Source organism: Natrinema saccharevitans (genome assembly GCF_001953745.1).
In the GTDB taxonomy this organism is placed as follows: domain Archaea; phylum Halobacteriota; class Halobacteria; order Halobacteriales; family Natrialbaceae; genus Natrinema; species Natrinema saccharevitans.
Map to the genome: position 1 here is coordinate 1,491,072 of NZ_LWLN01000001.1, position 19,552 is coordinate 1,510,623.

The following is a 19,552-nucleotide window of genomic DNA, read 5'->3' on the forward strand; positions in this document are numbered from 1 at the left end:
CCGTAACGCCTACAGTAGCCCCCGCCAACTCGGAGGCATGCTCGACGTCGGCGACGACGCACCGGAGTTCGAATTGCCAAACCAGCGCGGCGACCCCGTCGCTCGCTCCGATTTCGACGGCAAGCGGCTCGTCGTCTACTTCTACCCCCGCGCCAACACCGAGGGCTGTACGCTCGAGGCCCGCGGGTTCGACGAGGCGCTCGCGCGCTTCGAGGACCGCGACGTCGGCGTCGTCGGTATCAGCGACGACCCCGTCGACGACCTCGAGTCGTTCGCCGACGAGTACGACTTCGGGTTCGATCTCCTCTCGGACGAGTTCGGCGAAGTCGCGACGCTGTACGACTCCTACGGCGAGAAACGGATGTTCGGGAACACCTTCGACGGCGTCTTCCGCAACACGTACGTCGTCGGTCCCGACGGCCGCATCGAGGCGGTCTACGAGGACGTCGCCCCCGAGGGCCACGCCGAGGAGATCCTCGCAGACCTCGCGGACGCCTCGGCGGAAGCCCCACCGTAGCCGGGCCGACGCTTGCCGTCCCACCGGACGAACCGCTCGCCGTTCGTTTCCAAGTTCTGAAGTAGCCGGCCGCGAACCGACCGGTATCGATCCATCGACCACATGACGCTGAACGACAACGACCGCTCGATCGCGGCCTTCGCCATGCTCGCCCACGCGACCGTCCACTGGTTCGAACTGGCGATCCCGATCTTCCTGGTCGTCTGGCTCGAGGCGTTCGACCTCTCGATCGCGGTCGCCGGGATCGCGGTCGCGGCCGGCTACGCGCTGTTCGGGATCGGCGCGTTGCCCGCCGGCCTGCTCGCCGACCGCTACGGGCCGAAGCGGCTCGTCCTCGCCTGTCTGGTCGGGATGAGCGTCTCCTTCGTGGGACTGGCGCTCGCGACCTCGATATACGGCATCGCCGCCGCGCTGGTCTGTTGGGGCGTCACGGCGAGCGTCTACCACCCCGCGGGGCTGGCGCTGATAAGCACCGGCGTCGAGGACCGCGGGACGGTCTTCGCCTGGCACGGCATCGCCGGCAACCTCGGCATCGCGCTCGGCCCCTTCGCGACCGCGACCCTGCTGCTCGCGCTCGACTGGCGGCTCGTCGCCGTCGCGCTGGCGGTCCCCGGCGCGGTCGCGACCCTCTACGGGCTGCGGGCCCGGTTCGATCCGACCGCGGCCGTCGGGGACGACCGCGAGTCGACCGGCTTGCTCTCGGCGACCGAGTTCGTTGCGACCTCGCGCTCGCTGTTCGCCGGCTCGTTCCTGCTGGTCTTCGCGGTCGTCACGATCGTCGGCCTCTACTATCGGGGCATCCTCACCTACCTGCCGGAACTGTTGAACGGGCTGCCCGCGCTCGCGGGGATCGAGCCGCCGGCCGCGCTCGAGGAACTCTCCCTGGGCGACTACTTCTACGTCGCCCTGCTGGTCGCGGGGATGGCCGGCCAGTACGTCGCGGGGAAGCTGACGAGCCGCGTTCCCGTCGCCCGCGGGCTGGCGGTGGTCTTCGTCGGGCTCGCGGCCCTCGCCGTCGCGTTCGTACCGGTGTCCGGACTTGGCCTCCTCCCGATACTGCTCTACTGCGGTGTCCTCGGCTTCGCGCTGTTCGCGATCGAGCCGTTCTACCAGGAGGCCGTCGCCGTCTACACGCCGCCGGACGCGCGGGGCCTCTCCTACGGCTACACCTACCTCGGCATGTTCGGGCTGGGCTCGCTCAGCATCGCGCTGGGCGGCTACCTGCTCGACCACGCGACGACGGCGGCGCTGTTCGCGACCCTCGCGGCGATCGCGCTGCTCGGTGCCGGGATCGCGGTGCGGTTGCTGTTCGGCCCGACACCGGTCTCGAGCGGATCGCCCGACGCGGCGGACGCGAGCGCGGGCGACGACTGAGATCGGCGCCGTCGCTCGACGCTCGAGTCGCCCTCGAAAAGTGAATCGGTCGGTACGGGTTACGGACTCCAGTTCGCTTACTGGAAGGTCCGGCCGAGCTGCTCTTCTTCCTGTGCGGGTTCGGCGGTGTCGAACCGCTCTTCGATCTCCTCGTACTGCTCGCGGGTTTCGGGGGTCACGCTCGGGTTGACCTCCTCGAGGGCGTGTTCGAAGTGGTCCTTGCTGATGCGGACGTTGCCGACGGTGTCGGCCATCTCCTCGGGGTCGACCGAGTTGATGAACTCGCGGCTGGCGGCCATCGAGGCCTCGCGCGTGACCGCTTCGATGTCGGCCCCGACGTACCCCTCGGTCTCGCTGGCGAGCCAGTCGAGGTCGACCGCGTCGGCCAGGGGCTTGTCGCGGGTGTGGACCCCGAAGATCTTCCGGCGGCCGTCCTCGTCGGGGACGGGCACGTGGACGTGACGGTCCAGCCGTCCGGGACGGAGCAGCGCCGAGTCGATCAGGTCGGGCCGGTTGGTCGTCGCGATGACGACGACGTCTTCCAGTTCCTCGAGCCCGTCGAGTTCGGTCAGCAGCTGCGAGACGACGCGTTCGCCGACGCCGGAGTCGCCCTGCTGGCGGCCGCGCTGGCCCGCGATCGAGTCGATCTCGTCGAAGAAGATCACGGTCGGTGCGTTCGACCGCGCCTTCTCGAAGACCTCGCGGACGCCCTTCTCGGACTCGCCGACGTACTTGTTCAGCAGCTCGGGGCCCTTGATCGAGATGAAATTCGACTGGGCCTCGTTGGCGACGGCCTTGGCGAGCAGGGTCTTCCCCGTGCCCGGCGGCCCGTACATCAGCACGCCCTTGGCGGCCTGCATGTCCAGCTCGTCGAACACCTCGGGGTAGTCGAGGGGCCACTGGACGTTCTCGCGGAGCCGCTCTTTGGTGTCCTCTAGGCCGCCGACGTCGTTCCAGGTGACGTCGGGGACCTCGACGAAGACCTCCCGCATCGCGGAGGGCTGGATGCCCTTGAGCGCCTCCTTGAAGTCGGCCTCGGTGACCTCGAGCGTCTCCAGCACTTCGGCGTCGATCTCCTCTGACTCGAGGTCGAGATCGGGACGGATGCGTCGCAGGGCGTTCATCGCGCCCTCGCGGGTCAGGCTCTCGAGGTCGGCCCCGACGAAGCCGTGAGTGTTCTCGGCGTACCGGTCGAGGTCGATCCCCTCCTGGAGGGGCATCCCGCGGGTGTGGACCTGCAGGATCTCCTTGCGGCCGTCCTTGTCGGGGACGCCGATCTCGATCTCGCGGTCGAATCGACCGCCGCGGCGGAGCGCGGGGTCGATGTCGTCGACGCGGTTGGTCGCGGCGATGACGGTGACCCGGCCCCGCTCCTCGAGGCCATCCATCAGCGAGAGGAGCTGGGCGACGACGCGGCGTTCGACGTCACCGCCGGCGTCCTCGCGTTTGGCCGCGATCGAGTCGAGTTCGTCGATGAAGACGATCGCGGGCGCGTTCTCCTCGGCCTCCTCGAAAACCTCGCGGAGCTTCTCCTCGCTTTCGCCGTAGTACTTCGACATGATCTCCGGGCCGGAGATCGTCTCGAAGTGGGCGTCGATCTCGTTGGCGACGGCCTTTGCCATCAGGGTCTTCCCCGTGCCCGGCGGGCCGTGCAGCAGGACGCCTTTCGGCGGTTCGATGCCCAGCTGCTGGAACAGCTCGGGGTGGCGCATCGGCAGCTCGATCATCTCGCGGACCTGATCGAGTTCGTCGTCCAGACCGCCGATGTCCTCGTAGGTGACGTTCGGGACGCCCTCGGCGGACGTGCCGCCGCTCGAGCTGACCTGTTCGGCCGGCGTCTCCGAGATCTCGATGCTGGTCGAGTCCGTGATGACGACCGTGCCGCTGGGCGAGGTGCTGGCGATCTTCAGCGGGACCGACTGGCCGGAACTGGCCATCGGCCCGAACGACAGCGAGAACGGCACCGTCTGTCCCTCGGTGACGGCCTGCCCGCTGAGCTTGTCGCGGACGAGCGGGCCGATGTCCCCGCGGATGCGGAGGTTCTGCGGGAGCGCGACGGTGACCGACTTCGCGGGTTTGACGTCGGCGGGTTCGATGGTGACGGTGTCGTCGATCCCGACGTCGGCCTCCTGACGCAGGCGGCCGTCGATCCTGACGATGCCGCGTCCCTCGTCCTCGGGATAGCCGGGCCAGACGCGAGCGACGGCCCGGCCGTCGCCTTTGCCCGTGATGACGATGTAATCGCCGTTCTCGAGGTCGAGTTCGTTCATCGATACCCGGTCGATCGCGGCGAGTCCGCGGCCGGCGTCCTTCTGTTTCAGTGGTTTGACGGTGAGCTTCATCGTTCCTCCTCTAGTTCGATAGTGAGCACGCCGTTTTTGATAAACGTGTGCGCGTCTCCGGCAGCGGTCGGAAGTTCGACCTCGTACTGGTCATCATCTTCGAGCGGCGCGTCGCCGCTCGAATGGTCAGCGGAACTTCGTTCCGCGCTATCCAGGACGACGATGACGGTGTCGTCGACGACGTCGACCGAGACGTCCTCGACTCCGGTGCCGAAGTCGACGGCCATGACCGTGGCGTCGTCGTACTCGTACCGACGGGCTAACTGCCCCTCTTCGCGGGTGAATTGGTCGAGAGTCATGCTGTAACTAACCCAAGGTAAGTGGCGCTACTATATAAAACTTTTGTCGATTGATCGCAAGAGGGCAGTGGGGTCCGTATAGAGTACGTTGTTCGTAGTTCACATCGGTCCGATCGGTGACGGAGTCGCCGGTCCGGCGTGCGTTCGTCGAACCGGGACGGCCACAGGCTCGTCGCCGGTGAGAACAGTCTCGAGTCTTTATACCCGTCCCCCTCGTGTTCTCGCGTATGCAAGCGGTAACACATCACGGCCGGGAGACGGCGTACGAGGTTATCGACCGGGGAGCCGACGGACCGCCGATCTGTTTCGTCCACGGCAGCGGGGGATCACGAACGGTCTGGACCGGCCAGCACCGACTCGCGGACCGGTATCCGATCGTCACGGTGGATCTCAGCGGCCACGGCGACTCCGACGACATCGACGCCAGTGCCGGCTACAGCGCGTTGTCGGCCTACACCGACGACGTACTCGCCGTCGTCGAGGCGACCGGAGCCGAGGTCCTCGTCGGGAACTCCCTCGGCGGCGCGGTCGTCCTCCAACTGCTGCTCGAGCGCGACGCTGACCCCGAGGCCGCCGTTCTGACCGGGACTGGCGCGCGGCTGGGCGTTCTCGACGACCTGTTGACGTGGCTGAAATCGGATTTCGAGCGGGCGATCGAGTTCCTGCACGGTCCGGATCGGCTCTTTCACGACCCCGACGCCGACGTCCGGGAGCGATCGATGGAGTTGATGGCCGACACCGGACAAGCGGTCACCCGACGGGACTTCCTGACTTGCCACGAGTTCGACGTCCGCGACCGCCTCGACGAGATCGCCGTCCCGACGCTCGCAGTCTACGGGGAACACGACCAGCTGACGCCGCCGAGATTCCACGAGTTCCTCGCCGACGAGATCGAGGAGGGTCGACGCGCCGAGATCGAGGACGCAGCACATCTGGCGATGATCGAGCGACCGGACGCGTTCAACGGGGTCGTCGAGGCGTTTCTCGCGGATCTCGAGAACTGATCGGAACGCGACGGCCGTCGACCGGCTCAAGAGACGTCAAGCCGACCGCCCCGCGGGAGGTAGCTATCGCCGGTCCTCGAGCGCGACGAACGAGTCGGTCGTCGCGGTGAGCCACGCCGTCGATATCGCTCCCTCGTCGATCTCCTGCGGGAACATCGTACACACTGCGATATTGTCGTGTTCGACGGTGACGTGTTGCAGTCCCGATCCGTGGTCGGTGGCCGACTCGCGTTCGCCGACACAGCGTTTCGATGATTCGGACATGAGACGGGCCCTCAGCGTACTATCCGCGTCTTTCCCGTTCTCACATATAAACACTGGCCCTATATCGAAGCTATAATCATATGCAGTATTATTACCCTTATATTCTTGTGCGGGCACCGAGGGCTCGCGAGCCACCCGGCCCGGCCGCGCGAGCCGTGAACGGAACCCGGTCAGTAGAGGTCCTCGAGGTCGCTCTCCTCGTGACCGTGTTCTTCGGCGGGGAACGCGCCCGATTCGACGGCCGAGACGTAGTCGTCGATCGCCGACTCCATCTCTCCGCGAACGTCGCCGAACTGCTTCGAGAACGAGGGGGTCCACTCGCTCAACCCGACGGCGTCGTCGACCACGAGGACCTGGCCGTCGCAGTCCGGGCCGGCCCCGATCCCGATCGTCGGGATGTCGATGGCCTCGGTGACCTCCGCCGCGAGGTTCGAGGGGACGTGTTCGAGGACCAGCGAGAACGCGCCCGCGTCCTCGTGGGCCTCTGCCAACTCGAGGATCCGTTCGGCGGCCTCCTGATCGGTTCCCTGTCGCGGGTAGCCGCCGTACTGATTGACGTGCTGGGGCGTGAGCCCGAGGTGGGCCATCACCGGAATCCCGAGCCGGACCAGCTTTTCCGTGAGATCGACGGTGTGAGGGCCGCACTCGAGTTTGACCGCGTGGGCGTCTTCTTCCTTGAGCATCCGGCCGGCGTTCTCGACGCTCGCGGCCTCGTCGACGCCGATCGAGAGGAAGGGCATGTCGGCGACGATCAGTGCGTCATCGGTGGCTCGCGCGACCGCGCCCGTGTGACGGGCCATATCGTCGACGGTCACGGGCAGGGTCGTCTCGTGGCCGAGCGTCGTGTTTCCGAGGCTGTCCCCGACGAGGATGATATCGACGCCGGCCTCGTCGACGATCGAGGCCGTCGGTGCGTCGTACGCCGTCAACATCGTGATCGGTTCCTCGCCCGCTTTCGATCTGACATCCCGTACGGTAGGCATACCCATAGCTTGACCTCCCACGATTAAACCTCGTTGTTCTTCGGTCGCGGTCGCCCGGACCCGGCGCGCTTAAGAGGGCCGGGTCGCCATACTCACGCGTGCCAGAACGCGTCGAAACGACCTCGCCCGACGGGGTCGACTACGGCTGGGTGATGCAGACGACGTTCGTCGTCACCATTCTGGTCGGCGCACCGATCGTCGTCGCCCTCTCGACGGCCGTGACCCTGCCGTCGTGGGCCGATCGGGCCGAGTTCGCGATCCGGGTGGGGGCCCCCGTTTGGTTAGTCACGTCGCTCGTGATCTTCGCCTACGCCAAACGGAAGCAGACGTGACCGGAACCGGTTCGGCCGCCCGTCGAACTCAGACGCCCGACGGTCTCCCACCGACGTACTCGAAGTCCATCCCCGCCCGTTCTGCGGTCCGGTAATCGCGCTCGGAGTCACCGACGAACAGCGCCTGCTCGGGCTCGACCTCGAGCCGGCGCGCCGTCGCGAGCAACGGCTCCGGCTCCGGCTTCCACGTCCCGACCGTGTCCCGACCGACGACCGCATCGACCGCCGCCGAGAGGGCGTGTTCCTCGAGCGCGAGCCGACAGGCCCGCTCGCAGTTCAACGAACAGACGCCCGCGGGCAGCGACCGCTCGAGCAGCTCGTCAGCGTGCGCGAGCCGCTCGGAGGCCCGGGCACCCTCGTGTTCGTGGGACGCGATGGCCGCCTCGACCGCCTCGTGCAGTCCGGCCTCGGCCGCGCCCTCGAGCATGGCCCAGAGCCCCTCGCCCGGTGGCTCGACGTTCGCGGCGTCGTACACCTCACGGACGTCGACGGCGACGGCGTCCCAGTCGACCGCGAGGTCCACGAGGGTCCCGTCCAGATCGTAGACGATGGCGTCGTAGTCGCTCACGGACGACGGTACGGGCGAGAGGAGAATAGGAGCTTCGGTGCGGTCGGCGCTTGTCGGCCGGCCAGCCAGTCCCGAGCCGTGATCGGTCGGCAGAGTCTCGCGGACCGCTTCCTGTTCCGCGGTGAGTTTCATGGCAGCCATTCGACGCCGTGACAAAAGGTTCCGTGACGGTCGGACCTAACGGAGATCCGAACTATGTCAAGAACAAATATGTTCGAGTGCCGAGACCGGCCGTGCAACGGAGAGATCTGTTACTCGGTGAGGGAGTAGCACTCTCGGCGACGATCGCCGGCTGTAGTTCCGAGGACACCGACGCGAGCGGGGGCGACTCGGGGAACGGAAACAGCAGCGACGACGGGGGCGACGCCGATCGGGACGAAACGAAACTCCTGACCGGTGGGGCCGCGCTCGAGCAGACCGGCGGACGGTTGACCAAAGACCGAGAGGACATCGGCTGGGAAATCGAGGACGCGTACGTCGATACCTACGTCGAGAACACCGGTGACGGTCCGTCGGGGACCGCGGTCGTCGACTGTACCTATAGTAGCCGCTGAACGTCATTGCACACCTGATCGCACGACGGCGCTGCGATCAGTGTGTGAATCGTTTCAGCGGCTACTATAGTACGACGGAAACGGGAGCGAGCTGCGAACTGATTCGACCGACATCGCGACGATCGCCGCCGGAGGGACCTGAAAAGCGCGGGTCTACTACGACGGCACGGATTCCGGTTCGGTCGAGGGCTTCGATCTCTCGGTTCGGGACGAGACGCCCGAGGAGCCGGTCAACCTCGACGTCGGCGGGATGACGGTCGCGAACGTCGACCGCTACGTCGACGAGACCGGGGTCGACTTCAAAAACGAGCGAGCCGAACCGATCGAGACGGTGTACGTGATCCTCAAGCTATACGAGGACGACTTCCTCGTACACACCGAGATGGGACATCTCGAGGGGTTCGAGGCGGGAGAGACCAAACGCGGGTATCCGTTCGGCACGACCGGGGGTCGCGCCGGCGCGTGAACGGTCGCGAGTTCCTGTTCGCCGACGCGGAGCCTTAGAGTCCCGCGAGCTCGAGGTCGCGAAGCCGGTCGCGCATCTCGGCGGCGGACTCGTCGTCCGCGAGTCGGAGGGGACTCCGGAGCGGCCCCGCGTCGAAGTCCCGCATTCGAAGCGCGGTTTTGACGCCGGACATGTAGGAATCGCCGGTCTTGAGGGCGTCTCGAACCGCGAAGATCCGACTCTGGAGTTCGCGGGCCCGATCCCGATCGCCGGCGTCGTAGGCCTCGTAACAGTCGACGACCAGTTCCGGGAAGACGTTGGCGACGGCGCTGACCGCGCCCGAACAGCCGACGGCGAGGCCGGTAAAGACCAGGGAGTCCGACCCCGCGAGGAAGGTCAGGTCCGGGTGGGCGTCGGTCGCCTGTGCGAGCCACGGGACGTCCTTGCTCGAGTCCTTGACGCCCGCGAGAGTGTCGATCTCCGCGAGGGCAGCGAGCGTCTCGAGCGAGAGTTCGTTGCCGGTCTTGCTCGGGATGTGGTAGACGTAGACCGGCAGGTCGACCGCCTCGGCGACCCGGCGGTAGTGTTCGAGCGCCCCGTCGCCGTCGAGCGGGTAGTAGTAGGGCGTGACGACGACGATCCCGTCTGCGCCGACCGCTTCGGCATGTTCGGCGCGGGCGACGGTTCGGTAGGTACTCGGCGCGCCGACGCCGGCGATGACCGGCACCTCGTCGCCGACCTCGTCGACGACCGCCTCGACGACGCGGTCGCGTTCGGTCCCCGACAGGAGGGGGAACTCGCCGTTGGTGCCGAGCGGAAAGACGCCGTGGGCCCCGCGGTCGACGACGAACCGAGCGTGGGCGGCCGTCCGCTCGTAGTCGACGGCCTCGTCGTCTCGGAACGCGGTGACTGTCGGCGGGACGACGCCGCGAAGCGAGAGCGGATCGTCGGTCCCGGGGTCGTGCTGAGCCATGGACGACCGTCCGCCCGGCACGGGCAAAAAAGACGCGCCGTCCGCTGCGCTCAGTGGTTGCCACAGCGGCGTCGCTCCGATTCCCGCCGGCCGACCGGTCGCGCGCCTCGAGCGGGCGCGACGCGATTCACTTCGGCGTCGCCATCTCGCCGGCGGGCTCGTCCAACTGTTCGCCCGCCAGAACGCGGTTTGCCCGACGGAGCCGCTCGGACAGCGCCTGATGGGAAATCTCGAGTTCGTTCGCCAGTTCCTCGAGCGAAATCTCGCGGGGAACGTCGTAGTATCCCTGCCGGTAGGCCTCGGCGATGGCCTCCTGCTGGGGGTCGGTCAGGGCCGCCGTCGTCTCGAGGTCCTCGTCCGTGCCGGCCTCGACCATGCGCCTGACGTCGATCCGGACGCCCTGGTCCTCGATCTCGGAGACGGCGTCTGACAGTTCCTCGCGGTGGGGAAAGAGCAGTCGGAGGGTCCACTGGCCGTCCGCGACCCGGGCGTCGAGGACCGTCCCGCCGTGGTCGTAGACGCAACAACAGACCGAACCGACCGCCTCCGAGTACGTGACGCGGTAGAACAGGTCGCCGTCCTCGGTGTTCCCGAGGAGCTGGCGGTACTCGTCGACGGTCGCGTCGGCCTCGAGCGCCGCCTCGAGGTCCTCGCGGTCGACGTCGGAGAACCAGACCAGCGGAACGGTCCGAGTCGGCCCCTCCGCGACGACGCTCTCGACGCGGACCTCGAGGGCCGGTAGTTCCTGAAATGTCTCTGCGAGTGCGAACTCGTCCGTCGAAAGCGAGAGTTCTGCGATCGTCGTCATTGGAAGGTCACCTCGGAACGCGCGGTCGAGTCCGTTCGGCGACCGCCGTCACCGTCACGGCAGCGGGAGGACTCGAGTCGTCTCATACGTATCCAGCCGATCCGCTTGCGGCGTGGGACGCGGCGTCCGAATCGGCCGCGGCAGCCGCTCGTAACCACGCTCGACCGGATCGTGCTGATAGAAGAGAGGACTCGAGTACGGTTGATGAGCCCGCCTTCGAATTCCGGCCGTTTAAGACGGCACGTCACCGTCTGCGACGATCAAAATCACGTGACGAAACGGCAATCGCGACTGTTCGCTCAGCCCAGCCGGGCCAGCCGATTGAGCGCGAACACCGTCCGGAGGACGTCGATGCTTTTCCCTCGATCGAAGACGAGTTCGTCCGTCTCGAGGACGTGCTCCAGAGTGTCCCGGGAGGCGTGTTCGGGGGCGGCCGCGATGCCGGCGTCGGTGTCGTCGACCCACTGCATCACCCGCAGGTCGCTTTTCGAGTCGCCCATCACGAGTGCGAACGGATCGTCGACGCCCAGCACCTCCAGGGCGCGCTCGACGCCGATCACCTTGTTCAACTCGAGGCTGCCGATTTCGGCCGCGTCGGCCTCGTAGTAGGCGACGTCGATGCGCTCCAGGACCGCCGCGAGGGAGTCGGGGACGGCGTCGGCGTCGAGGTCGGGATAGGCCCCCTCGCTCTCGAGGACGCCCCTGATCTCGGGGTCCTGGGCCGCGTAGAACGCGCGGGTCCAGGCGGCGATCGTCTGGCCGGCGAGCGTCAGGTCGCCGTTTTCGTCGGCCGGATCGATGCCGGCGTCGGTCGTCGACGCCTCGAGGGTCCGCCCGACGGCGTCGGCGAGCAGGTCGATGAGATAGACCAGCGCCTCGTCGATGGTCTCGCGGGCTGCCGCGGAGCCGGTCTCGTAGTTGGGCTTCATCGTGACGTTGAACTCGTTGCCCTGCAGGTGACAGCCCCGGCGGAGTTCCTCGGGGGCCTCCGGCAGGACCCGCGAACGCACGTCGTCGAAGACCGAGCGGATTGTTTCGTCTAAGTCCTCGTAGAGCAACTGTTTCGTCGCCGCGCCGTGGCCCGGCGTGAACACGCCGGTCCCGGCCTCGTAGACGATCGAGAGGGACCCCGAATGGACGATCTCGCTGCCCAGCCCCTGAATCGCAAAGCCCTTGACGTTCTCCAGGGTCTGGCCGGTACAGATGACGATCGGGACGCCGGCGTCGTGAAACTCGGTCAGGAGGTGCAGCGTCTCCCGGGGGATCTCGTTGTCCGTGCCGCCGGCCGACCGCAGCGTCTCATCGACGTCCAACACGAGGACGTTGACCGCCCGGCCGTACTTCGCCTCGAGGTCCAGCGCGGTGAAGGCCTGATCGCGGGTCGCCCGCGCGGCGATTTCGGCGAAGGTCTCCCCGGCCGCGAAGTCCGACCGAATCTCGTCTTTCCGGGCCTCGAGTTCCTCGGTCGCACCCTGCCAGTGTTCGAGGGCAACCCGGGAGTCGACGGCGGGGAAGACGTCGACGAACTCCTGATACTCGCGGAAGGTCTTCGTGTCGTACTCGTCGTAGAGCCGGTAGACGAGATCGTACCGTTCCATGTGGCTTACAGGCATGGGCAGGCGGATAACCGTTTCCGGTATCGGTCGACTCGAGACGCGATTCGGATCCGTTCGCGTGAGCGTGAGTGTTTGATCATCCGTCGATCTAGCTATTAACTCGAATGGGAATAAATATTTATCCTCGCGGACCATACCGGGACTATATGAAAGCCATCGCAGTCCAGCCCGGAGCGGGCGTCCCCGAGGTCGTTTCCCGGCCCGTTCCCGAACCGGCACCCGGCGAGGCCCTCGTCCGAATCCACCGCGTGGGCGTCGACGGCACCGATTACGAGGTCATCGAGGGGGCCCACGGCGGCGTTCCGGCCGGCGACGATCGGCTCGTTCTCGGTCACGAGGCCGTCGGCGTCGTCGAGGACCCGAACGGCACCGGCCTCGAGGCGGGTCAGTACGTGGTCCCGACCGTCCGCCGGCCGCCCGCGGGCGTCGAGACCAACGACTACTTCGAGCGCGGCGATCCGGACATGGCTCCCGAGGGCGAGTACGTCGAACGCGGCATCGTCGGGGCCCACGGGTTCATGGCCGAGTACGTCACGAGCCCGGCGGACGATCTCGTCCCGATCCCCGACGACCTCGCGCCGTGGGGATTCCTCGTCGAGCCGATCAGCATTACCGAGAAAGCGAACGAACACGCTCGAGCCTCCCGCTCGGCGTTCGACTGGCGGCCAGAGTCGGCACTCGTACTTGGCACCGGCTCGCTGGGGCTGTTGACCGCCGCGATGTTCACCGAGACGCTCGGTTACGAGCGGGTGTACTGTCTCGGCCGCAAGGACCGCCCGCACCCGACGATCGAGATCGTCGAACGGCTCGGTGCGACCTACGTCGACTCCCGCGAGACGCCGGTCGACGAGGTCGCCGCCTCCCACGAGCCGATGGACGTCGTCTACGAGGCGACCGGTCACGCCAAACACGCCTTCGAGTCGATCGACGCGCTGGCACCCAACGGCGTCGCCGCCCTGCTCGGCGTCCCCACCGACTGGTCGTTCGAGGTCGACGGCGGCCGACTCCACCGCGATCTCGTCCTCTCGAACAAGGCCCTCGTCGGCAGCGTCAACTCCAACCGCGGCCACTTCGAGGCCGCCGTCGACACCCTCGCGGCGCTGCCCGACTGGCTCCTCGAGTCGATCGTGACCGGGATCTACGGGCTCGAGGAGATCGAGCGAGCGTTCCCGTCGGCAACGACCCTCGTCGCGGCGACCGACGGCGGTCCGGGCGCGGGTCCGGATGACGATACGACTATAAAAACGGCGGTCGAATTCACGAGCATATGAAAAACGTCGACGACCTGATCGAGAGCGCGGCCGAACTCGCGGCCCGCGGCCTCTCGAAGGGCGAGATCGCCGACGAGCTGAACGTCTCGCGGGAGACCGCGAGCTGGCTCGTCGAGCGCAGCGGGACGACGCCCCAGCCGGCCGACCAGCCGACGGCCCAGCCCGACAACGGGACGGGCGGGCCACAGGACATCCACGTCGACTGGTCGGCGATCGGCCGGGACAGCAAACGAATGAGCGCCATCGCGGAAGCGATGGCCGACATGCTCGCCAAGCACGGCGAGGACGTCGATCTCACGATCGGCATCGAGAAGGCCGGCGGCCCCATCGCGACGCTGGTCGCCCGGGAACTCGAGACCGACCTCGGGACCTACACCCCCGCGAAACACCAGTGGGAGGAAGGCGACATCGACGACCTCGGCGGGACCTTCTCCCGGAACTTCGCCGGGATCCGCGACCGCGAGTGTTACGTCGTCGACGACACCATCACCAGCGGGACCACCATGCGCGAGACCATCGAGGCGATCCGCGCCGAGGGCGGCACACCGCTGGCCTGTATCGTCCTCGCGGACAAACAGGGCCTCGAAGAACTCGAGGGCGTCCCCGTCTACTCGCTGTTGCAGGTCATCAGCGTCGGCAAGGACGACTGAGACGGCTCGCTCTAAGAGAGCGCCTGACACCGACGGCCGCCGCACTCACCGACGCATTCGTTTTCACCGCCCGAACGGACTCGAGCGACGACTCGGTCCGCGGGTCCGTGTCCGCCCGCTCTCGAGCGTCGGGACGGCGGGTCGGCTGACCGGTCGCTGTCGATCCGGTGACGCAAAAAAGGCGAGTCGGAGACGGCGACCCCTAGCCGTGAATGCCCATCGCTTCGATCTGTTCCTGATACCGGTTGCGGATCGTCACCTCGGTCACCTGAGCGACGTCGGCGACCTCCCGCTGGGTCTTCTTCTCGTTACAGAGCAGCGAGGCGGCGTAGATCGCGGCCGCGGCGTACCCCGTGGGCGACTTGCCCGAGAGCAGTCCTTCCTCGGCCGTCTTCTCGATGATCTCGTTGGCCTTGGTCTGGACTTCCTCGGAGAGTTCGAGTTCGGAACAGAAACGCGGGACGTACTTCTTCGGGTCGACGGGACGCATCTCGAGGCCGAGTTCCTGGGAGATGTATCGATACGTCCGACCGATCTCTTTGCGTTCGACCCGGGAGACTTCCGAAATTTCCTCGAGGGAACGTGGGATGCCTTCCTTTCGACAGGCGGCATACAGCGCCGAGGTCGCGACGCCCTCGATCGAGCGTCCGCGAATGAGGTCTTCCTTGAGCGCGCGTCGATAGATCACCGACGCGACTTCCCGAACCGATCGCGGGACACCGAGCGCCGAGGCCATCCGGTCGATCTCGCTGAGCGCGAACTGCAGATTACGCTCGCCGGCGTCTTTGGTGCGGATGCGTTCCTGCCACTTTCGCAGGCGGTGCATCTGACTGCGTTTCTTCGAGGAAATAGAGCGGCCGTAGGCGTCCTTGTCCTTCCAGTCGATCGTCGTCGTCAGCCCCTTGTCGTGCATCGTCTGAGTCGTCGGCGCACCGACGCGGGACTTCTCCTGTCGTTCCTGGTGGTTGAACGCCCGCCACTCCGGGCCAGGATCGATCTGTTCTTCCTCCACGACGAGCCCACAGTCTTCACAGATGAGCTCACCCCGGTCGGAGTCCTTGACGAGATTATCCGATTCACACTCGGGGCAGGCACGTACCTCCTCTTGATCCTCGGTCTCGTCCGTCTCGCGCGTTCGCTCCCGCTGGCGGGTGGACCGTGTCATCGCACTTTTATAGTAGTATCACGACGGTATATAAATATTTGGTAGCGCGTTTCGGACCTCCATCCGAAACCCACGATAACAGGCGATACGGGCGTCGAGAGTCGAAGTTTACGATTCGGAACCGGAAACTCTTTATCCGGCTCTGCCCCACCTCGGAGACGAATGCCGGTCATCGAGTGCGATGTCGAGACGGCTCGCGAACGGCTCGAGGACGCGGGCGTGACCGTCGAGTCGGGCAACACCGACCACGAGCGCTGGCGGGCGAGCCGCGGGTCCGCGACCGCCGTTGCCTACGACGACAAAGTCGTGATTCAGGGGTCGGAACCCCGCGAAATCGAGGCGCTGCTCCGCGAGGGCGGGGGTCGTGCCCACGTCTACTTCGACGGCGGCTCGCGGGGCAATCCCGGCCCGGCCGCGATCGGCTGGGTGATCGTCACCGGCGACGGCATCGTCGCCGAGGACGGCGAAACTATCGGCACGACCACGAACAACCAGGCCGAGTACGAAGCGCTGATCGCGGGACTGGAAGCCGCCCGGGACTACGGCTACGACGAGGTCCACGTCCGGGGCGACTCCGAACTCATCGTCAAACAGGTCCGCGGCGAGTACGACACCAACGACCCCGACCTCCGCGAGAAACGCGTGACCGTCCACGAACTGCTTCGCGAGTTCGACGAGTGGACCCTCGAGTACGTCCCGCGGGAGGTCAACGATCGCGCGGACGGGCTTGCAAACGAAGCGCTGGAGGAGAACTGAGTAGGAGTTCCTTAGTACATCCGCGTGCAGCCGCAGCGCTAGAAGCCGCGAACGAACCCGTTTTGGGCGGAATAATGGGTTGGGACGCGAATTTCCTCGGTCGCCCTCCTGCCGAACGCGTGGATACGAAGAGCCCGAAGACCACGCGGTCGAGTCGCCCAACCGGAGTCACGCGACGACCAGTCTGACCTGAAACGGAACCCTCGATTCACGAACTCGCACCGAGTCGACGATGTGGCGTTTCGTCGATAACGCAAACGCAAGCCGGGACGTATTTATTGACTTAAGTTTTGAGGAAAATCGAAAAGATATTTATCTGTTGCTGAAACCAATATACTGATGATATTAAGTACCCCAACAGTACTGGCAGCAGGAATTACAACCCTGTTAGTAATTACGACCATCTGGAAATCCGCGTGGGACGCACATCGACAGAACGTGGATTCGGAACTGTTCAACCTGATACGAGAACCAACTATTCTTTACAGGATAACACCGAACTGGAACATGTTCGGACCGAGACCGGTCCAGTACGATTATAAACTTCTCTACCGCTTACGCCGCGGAAATCAGGAAGTAGAAAATTGGACGGAAATTCAAGAAGTTACGGACCTTCCCGGCCGGTTTCGATCCGTTTGGAACCCGAATACGTACACGACGAAAGCGCTGTTCGATATCGCGACGAAGTTGACAGCGTCCATCGCTGAGGAGTTGGATTTTGACGAAGAAGAGTACGGAAATCCGACACAAATTGAGGACGAACGGGTCCAGTTGACGACGCCGTATCTGATGGTCCTCAATTATACAGTGAAATGGGTCCGTGACAAACGAGACGTCGGTCCGGAAGATCAGGTACAGCTGATAATTATGCGAGGATCCAACCGCGAAGAGAAGTTCAAACCGTTATTCATTTCCAAATACCACAAAGTGAAGTCCCATGCCTGAAGTAGACACGCTTCTCCGCGTCATGGCGGTACTCACAGGATGTCACGTCGTGTATACGACCCTCGAGTTATTGAGTAGACCCGAGCGGTATGCGGACGGTGGAATGATGGACTGGTCGATCCGCGAGATGACCAAATCTGATAGGCGATTTTCCTGGATTTCGGACCCGATCCTCGCCAGGTTCCGGTTGATACTGTTCGGCCGGATACTCGTCGGTATCGGCGTCACGATTCTGGCGGCACTGGGCGAATTGTGGCTGCTCACCCCCTTCGTAGGATATCTCTTCTTCGCCGAGTTGGCGATATTGTTCCGTCACAATGCGGGGCTGAGCGGCGGATTCCACATGGCGTTAGTCGTCACCAGCGGCCTGTTCGTTTCCCTGGCTGCACCGTCCTCGAGTACTCTTGAGGCGATCGGCCTACTGTGGATCGCAGCGCAAGGAATCCTCGGGTATCTAATCCCGGGCGTCCAAAAATTAACGGAGAAAACGTGGTGGGACGGCTCCGCGCTAGTCGGGGTTCTTTCGACGGAAACGTGGGCCACAAAGTATGGGAACGCGCTTGCCGAATACCCGAAGATAACGTTCGTCTGCGGGTGGGCCGTTATTATCTTCGAAATATTGTTCGCTCTCAGTCTGGTCGTCCCTGAACCGGCGATATTCGTTTTCTTCGCACTCGGCGTACTGTTCCACTTCAGTAACGCGTTATTCATGGGGATAAACAGCTTCGTGTTCATTTTCCCGGCCACGTATCCCGCTCTATATTACGCGAATTCCCTCATCGGTATCGGTGTATAACAACTGTGTGAGCGATTTTTTCGATGACGGTCGAAGCAGAGAATACCCTACCTTTTTCGATGGTGAATTTAAAAATGGCTAGTATGGAAATAATACCAGACCGTTCGGAAATTACGGCGGAATTCACGTGGGATCGCGATAGCGTATACGAGAGCGACGAGGAGTGGCGACGAACCGTCGACGAATTGTCCGAACGTGTCGAAGAACTGTCGAACTACGAGGGCAGCGTTACTACAGACGCGTCGACGTTGCTCGAGGCATTCGAACTGTACGAGACGATATTTCGAGACGTCGAGACCGTCACCGTGTACGCAGAAATGCGCCACTCCGAGGACACTCGAGACCAAACAGCGCAGGCGATGTCCGCCCGTGCGCAGGCGTTCGCCACCACCGCCCGGTCGAAGGTCTCGTTTCTCAGGCGGGAAATCCAAGAACTGACGGAACAGGAATTTGCGGAGTTCGCAGCGGAAGAACCGTCTCTTGAGCGGTACGAAGTCCTGATCGACGATATACTACGAATGAAACCACACACTCGGTCAACGGAGGTCGAATCCCTCTTAGCCGACCTCTCCGACGTGATGTCTGCACCGAGTGCCATTTACTCTACGCTCACGAGCGCAGATATCACGTTTCCGACGGTAGAAGACGAACAGAACGAGTCGATCGGGATAACTCAGAACAACTTTTCGACGCTACTGAAGCGGTCGGACCGAGGATTCCGTCGTCGGGTCTACGAGACGTACTGTGGAGAGTGGGACGAACTTCGCCATACGATCGCTTCCGCCTACTCGAAACAAGTCACAACTAACGTCAAAAACGCACACGCACGAAACTACGACACTGCTCGAAAAGCGGCCCTCGACGGTCCCAACGTCCCAACCGAGGTTTACGATACGCTCGTTCAGACTATTACAGACTCCCTCGAGCCATTTCACCGCCACCTTCGCCTCAAACGAGGCGCGCTCAAGGTCGACAAACTCCACATGTGGGACCTCCACGCTCCGTTGATGGAGGAAGACGTACCAGAGATACCCTACGAACAGGCGTGCGAACACATCGTTAATGCAGTTGAACCGCTCGGGGAAACCTATCGTGATCGTCTCGCGGACGGGCTGAACGACGGGTGGATCGACGTCTACGAGACTGCCGGCAAACAGTGGGGTGCAGCCCACATCGGTAGCTACGACACGAAACCGTTCGTCCGTCTGAACTATAAGGGCGACGTCAAGTCGATGTATACGTTTGCACACGAACTCGGCCATGCGATGCATTCCGTGTATAGTCAAGAATCACAACCGTACATCTACACTCACTACAGTACATTCATTGCCGAAGTAGCGAGTAACGTCAACGAGGCGCTGCTCGTCCACTATCTGTTGGAGACCGTCGACGACGTCACGCTCTGCGCCTCGATCCTCGATGCATATCTAGAACGCGTCCGGTCGATGCTCTATAGCCAAACGATGCACGCCGAGTTCGAACACCGCGTGCACGAACTTCGAGAAGCCGGGGAACCGCTCACTGCGGATCGAATCGACGAACTCTATCGGGATCTGAAGACGCGGTACTTCTCACCTGCCGTGGTCGACGACCACGCCACCCGACAGTGGATGCGTATCTCCCACTTTTTCAACTCCTTCTCCGTCTATCAGTACGCAACAGGAATCTCGGCCGCTCTCGCCATCGTCGAGGACATTCTCGAGAACGGGACCGAAGCCGCGACAGATTATCGGTCGATGCTTCGTCGGGGTGGACGCGGTTACCCGCTCGACGTACTTGACGCTGTAGACATCGACATGCACCGTTCCGAGACAATCGAACTCGCTATCGAGGCATATGACTCGTGGCTCGATGAACTCGAGTCGATAGCGACCTGAACGCGTATCGGCG

General features: G+C 64.3%; 21 protein-coding genes. 12 read left to right on the forward strand and 9 right to left on the reverse strand.

Annotated features, from left to right (window positions below):
* Window positions 1-37: 37 nt before the first annotated feature.
* Both A6E15_RS07570 and A6E15_RS07575 read left to right on the forward strand, forming a co-directional pair.
* The gene (locus A6E15_RS07570; protein ID WP_076145175.1) at window positions 38-517 is read left to right on the forward strand and encodes a peroxiredoxin; all 480 of its coding nucleotides are present in this window, start codon (window positions 38-40) and stop codon (window positions 515-517) included.
* Between the two features lie 102 nt (window positions 518-619).
* Window positions 620-1,891 (forward strand): MFS transporter, encoded by a 1,272-nt coding sequence (locus A6E15_RS07575; RefSeq protein WP_076145176.1) that lies wholly within the window; start codon window positions 620-622, stop codon window positions 1,889-1,891.
* A gap of 77 nt (window positions 1,892-1,968) precedes the next feature.
* Here A6E15_RS07575 and A6E15_RS07580 read toward each other — a convergent pair whose 3' ends face one another.
* On the reverse strand, window positions 1,969-4,233 hold the full coding sequence (locus A6E15_RS07580) for a CDC48 family AAA ATPase (RefSeq protein ID WP_076145178.1): 2,265 nt from the start codon (window positions 4,231-4,233) through the stop codon (window positions 1,969-1,971).
* Window positions 4,230-4,532, reverse strand: coding sequence for a DUF7127 family protein (locus A6E15_RS07585; RefSeq protein WP_076145180.1), 303 nt, complete (start codon window positions 4,530-4,532; stop codon window positions 4,230-4,232). Before A6E15_RS07585 ends, A6E15_RS07580 begins: the two co-directional genes overlap by 4 nt.
* A gap of 227 nt (window positions 4,533-4,759) precedes the next feature.
* On the opposite strand from A6E15_RS07585, the gene A6E15_RS07590 reads away from it, so the two are divergent.
* Window positions 4,760-5,536 carry an alpha/beta fold hydrolase gene (locus A6E15_RS07590; RefSeq protein ID WP_076145181.1) on the forward strand — a complete coding sequence of 259 codons (777 nt, stop codon included), beginning with the start codon at window positions 4,760-4,762 and terminating at the stop codon, window positions 5,534-5,536.
* 63 nt (window positions 5,537-5,599) lie between these two features.
* Here A6E15_RS07590 and A6E15_RS07595 read toward each other — a convergent pair whose 3' ends face one another.
* Window positions 5,600-5,800: a DUF7511 domain-containing protein gene (locus A6E15_RS07595; protein WP_076145183.1), complete on the reverse strand. Its 201-nt coding sequence runs from the start codon at window positions 5,798-5,800 to the stop codon at window positions 5,600-5,602.
* A 170-nt stretch (window positions 5,801-5,970) separates the two neighbouring features.
* Complete coding sequence (gene panB / locus A6E15_RS07600; protein WP_076148248.1) at window positions 5,971-6,783, reverse strand: 3-methyl-2-oxobutanoate hydroxymethyltransferase; 813 nt, start codon at window positions 6,781-6,783, stop codon at window positions 5,971-5,973.
* 98 nt (window positions 6,784-6,881) lie between these two features.
* On the opposite strand from panB, the gene A6E15_RS07605 reads away from it, so the two are divergent.
* Window positions 6,882-7,115 (forward strand): DUF5822 domain-containing protein, encoded by a 234-nt coding sequence (locus A6E15_RS07605; RefSeq protein ID WP_076145185.1) that lies wholly within the window; start codon window positions 6,882-6,884, stop codon window positions 7,113-7,115.
* 28 nt (window positions 7,116-7,143) lie between these two features.
* Here the strand turns inward: A6E15_RS07605 and A6E15_RS07610 are convergent, their stop codons facing one another.
* Entirely contained in the window at window positions 7,144-7,683 is a 540-nt protein-coding gene (locus A6E15_RS07610; RefSeq protein ID WP_076148250.1) for an HAD family hydrolase, read from the reverse strand.
* 233 nt (window positions 7,684-7,916) lie between these two features.
* Here A6E15_RS07610 and A6E15_RS07615 point away from each other — a divergent pair, with 233 nt between their 5' ends.
* Together A6E15_RS07615 and A6E15_RS07620 are read left to right on the forward strand one after the other, a co-directional pair.
* Window positions 7,917-8,237 (forward strand): hypothetical protein, encoded by a 321-nt coding sequence (locus A6E15_RS07615; protein WP_076145186.1) that lies wholly within the window; start codon window positions 7,917-7,919, stop codon window positions 8,235-8,237.
* Between the two features lie 250 nt (window positions 8,238-8,487).
* Window positions 8,488-8,703 (forward strand): hypothetical protein, encoded by a 216-nt coding sequence (locus A6E15_RS07620; RefSeq protein ID WP_076145188.1) that lies wholly within the window; start codon window positions 8,488-8,490, stop codon window positions 8,701-8,703.
* Window positions 8,704-8,737: 34 nt separating this feature from the next.
* Here the strand turns inward: A6E15_RS07620 and A6E15_RS07625 are convergent, their stop codons facing one another.
* The 3 genes from A6E15_RS07625 to A6E15_RS07635 form a co-directional block, all read right to left on the reverse strand.
* Window positions 8,738-9,655 carry a dihydrodipicolinate synthase family protein gene (locus A6E15_RS07625; protein WP_076145189.1) on the reverse strand — a complete coding sequence of 306 codons (918 nt, stop codon included), beginning with the start codon at window positions 9,653-9,655 and terminating at the stop codon, window positions 8,738-8,740.
* A 127-nt stretch (window positions 9,656-9,782) separates the two neighbouring features.
* The gene (locus tag A6E15_RS07630; protein WP_076145191.1) at window positions 9,783-10,463 is read right to left on the reverse strand and encodes a helix-turn-helix domain-containing protein; all 681 of its coding nucleotides are present in this window, start codon (window positions 10,461-10,463) and stop codon (window positions 9,783-9,785) included.
* A gap of 299 nt (window positions 10,464-10,762) precedes the next feature.
* Complete coding sequence (locus tag A6E15_RS07635; protein WP_076145193.1) at window positions 10,763-12,061, reverse strand: HAD family hydrolase; 1,299 nt, start codon at window positions 12,059-12,061, stop codon at window positions 10,763-10,765.
* Between the two features lie 164 nt (window positions 12,062-12,225).
* On the opposite strand from A6E15_RS07635, the gene A6E15_RS07640 reads away from it, so the two are divergent.
* Both A6E15_RS07640 and gfcR read left to right on the forward strand, forming a co-directional pair.
* Window positions 12,226-13,350, forward strand: coding sequence for a glucose 1-dehydrogenase (locus A6E15_RS07640; RefSeq protein WP_076145195.1), 1,125 nt, complete (start codon window positions 12,226-12,228; stop codon window positions 13,348-13,350).
* On the forward strand, window positions 13,347-14,000 hold the full coding sequence (gfcR, locus tag A6E15_RS07645; RefSeq protein WP_076145196.1) for a transcriptional regulator GfcR: 654 nt from the start codon (window positions 13,347-13,349) through the stop codon (window positions 13,998-14,000). The genes A6E15_RS07640 and gfcR overlap by 4 nt, the downstream gene beginning before the upstream one ends.
* 202 nt (window positions 14,001-14,202) lie before the next feature.
* Here gfcR and A6E15_RS07650 read toward each other — a convergent pair whose 3' ends face one another.
* A complete protein-coding gene (locus tag A6E15_RS07650) occupies window positions 14,203-15,165 on the reverse strand; it encodes a transcription initiation factor IIB (RefSeq protein WP_076145198.1) in 963 nt (320 codons plus the stop codon).
* 162 nt (window positions 15,166-15,327) lie between these two features.
* Here A6E15_RS07650 and rnhA point away from each other — a divergent pair, with 162 nt between their 5' ends.
* The 4 genes from rnhA (at window position 15,328) to pepF (ending at window position 19,539) form a co-directional block, all read left to right on the forward strand.
* Window positions 15,328-15,921 carry a ribonuclease HI gene (rnhA, locus tag A6E15_RS07655; RefSeq protein WP_076145201.1) on the forward strand — a complete coding sequence of 198 codons (594 nt, stop codon included), beginning with the start codon at window positions 15,328-15,330 and terminating at the stop codon, window positions 15,919-15,921.
* Window positions 15,922-16,260: 339 nt separating this feature from the next.
* Complete coding sequence (locus tag A6E15_RS07660) at window positions 16,261-16,866, forward strand: hypothetical protein (RefSeq protein WP_139326573.1); 606 nt, start codon at window positions 16,261-16,263, stop codon at window positions 16,864-16,866.
* Window positions 16,859-17,662, forward strand: a complete 804-nt coding sequence (locus A6E15_RS07665) for a hypothetical protein (RefSeq protein ID WP_076145206.1) — start codon at window positions 16,859-16,861, stop codon at window positions 17,660-17,662. The genes A6E15_RS07660 and A6E15_RS07665 overlap by 8 nt, the downstream gene beginning before the upstream one ends.
* 83 nt (window positions 17,663-17,745) lie before the next feature.
* Window positions 17,746-19,539, forward strand: a complete 1,794-nt coding sequence (pepF, locus tag A6E15_RS07670) for an oligoendopeptidase F (RefSeq protein ID WP_076145208.1) — start codon at window positions 17,746-17,748, stop codon at window positions 19,537-19,539.
* Window positions 19,540-19,552 lie beyond the last annotated feature (13 nt).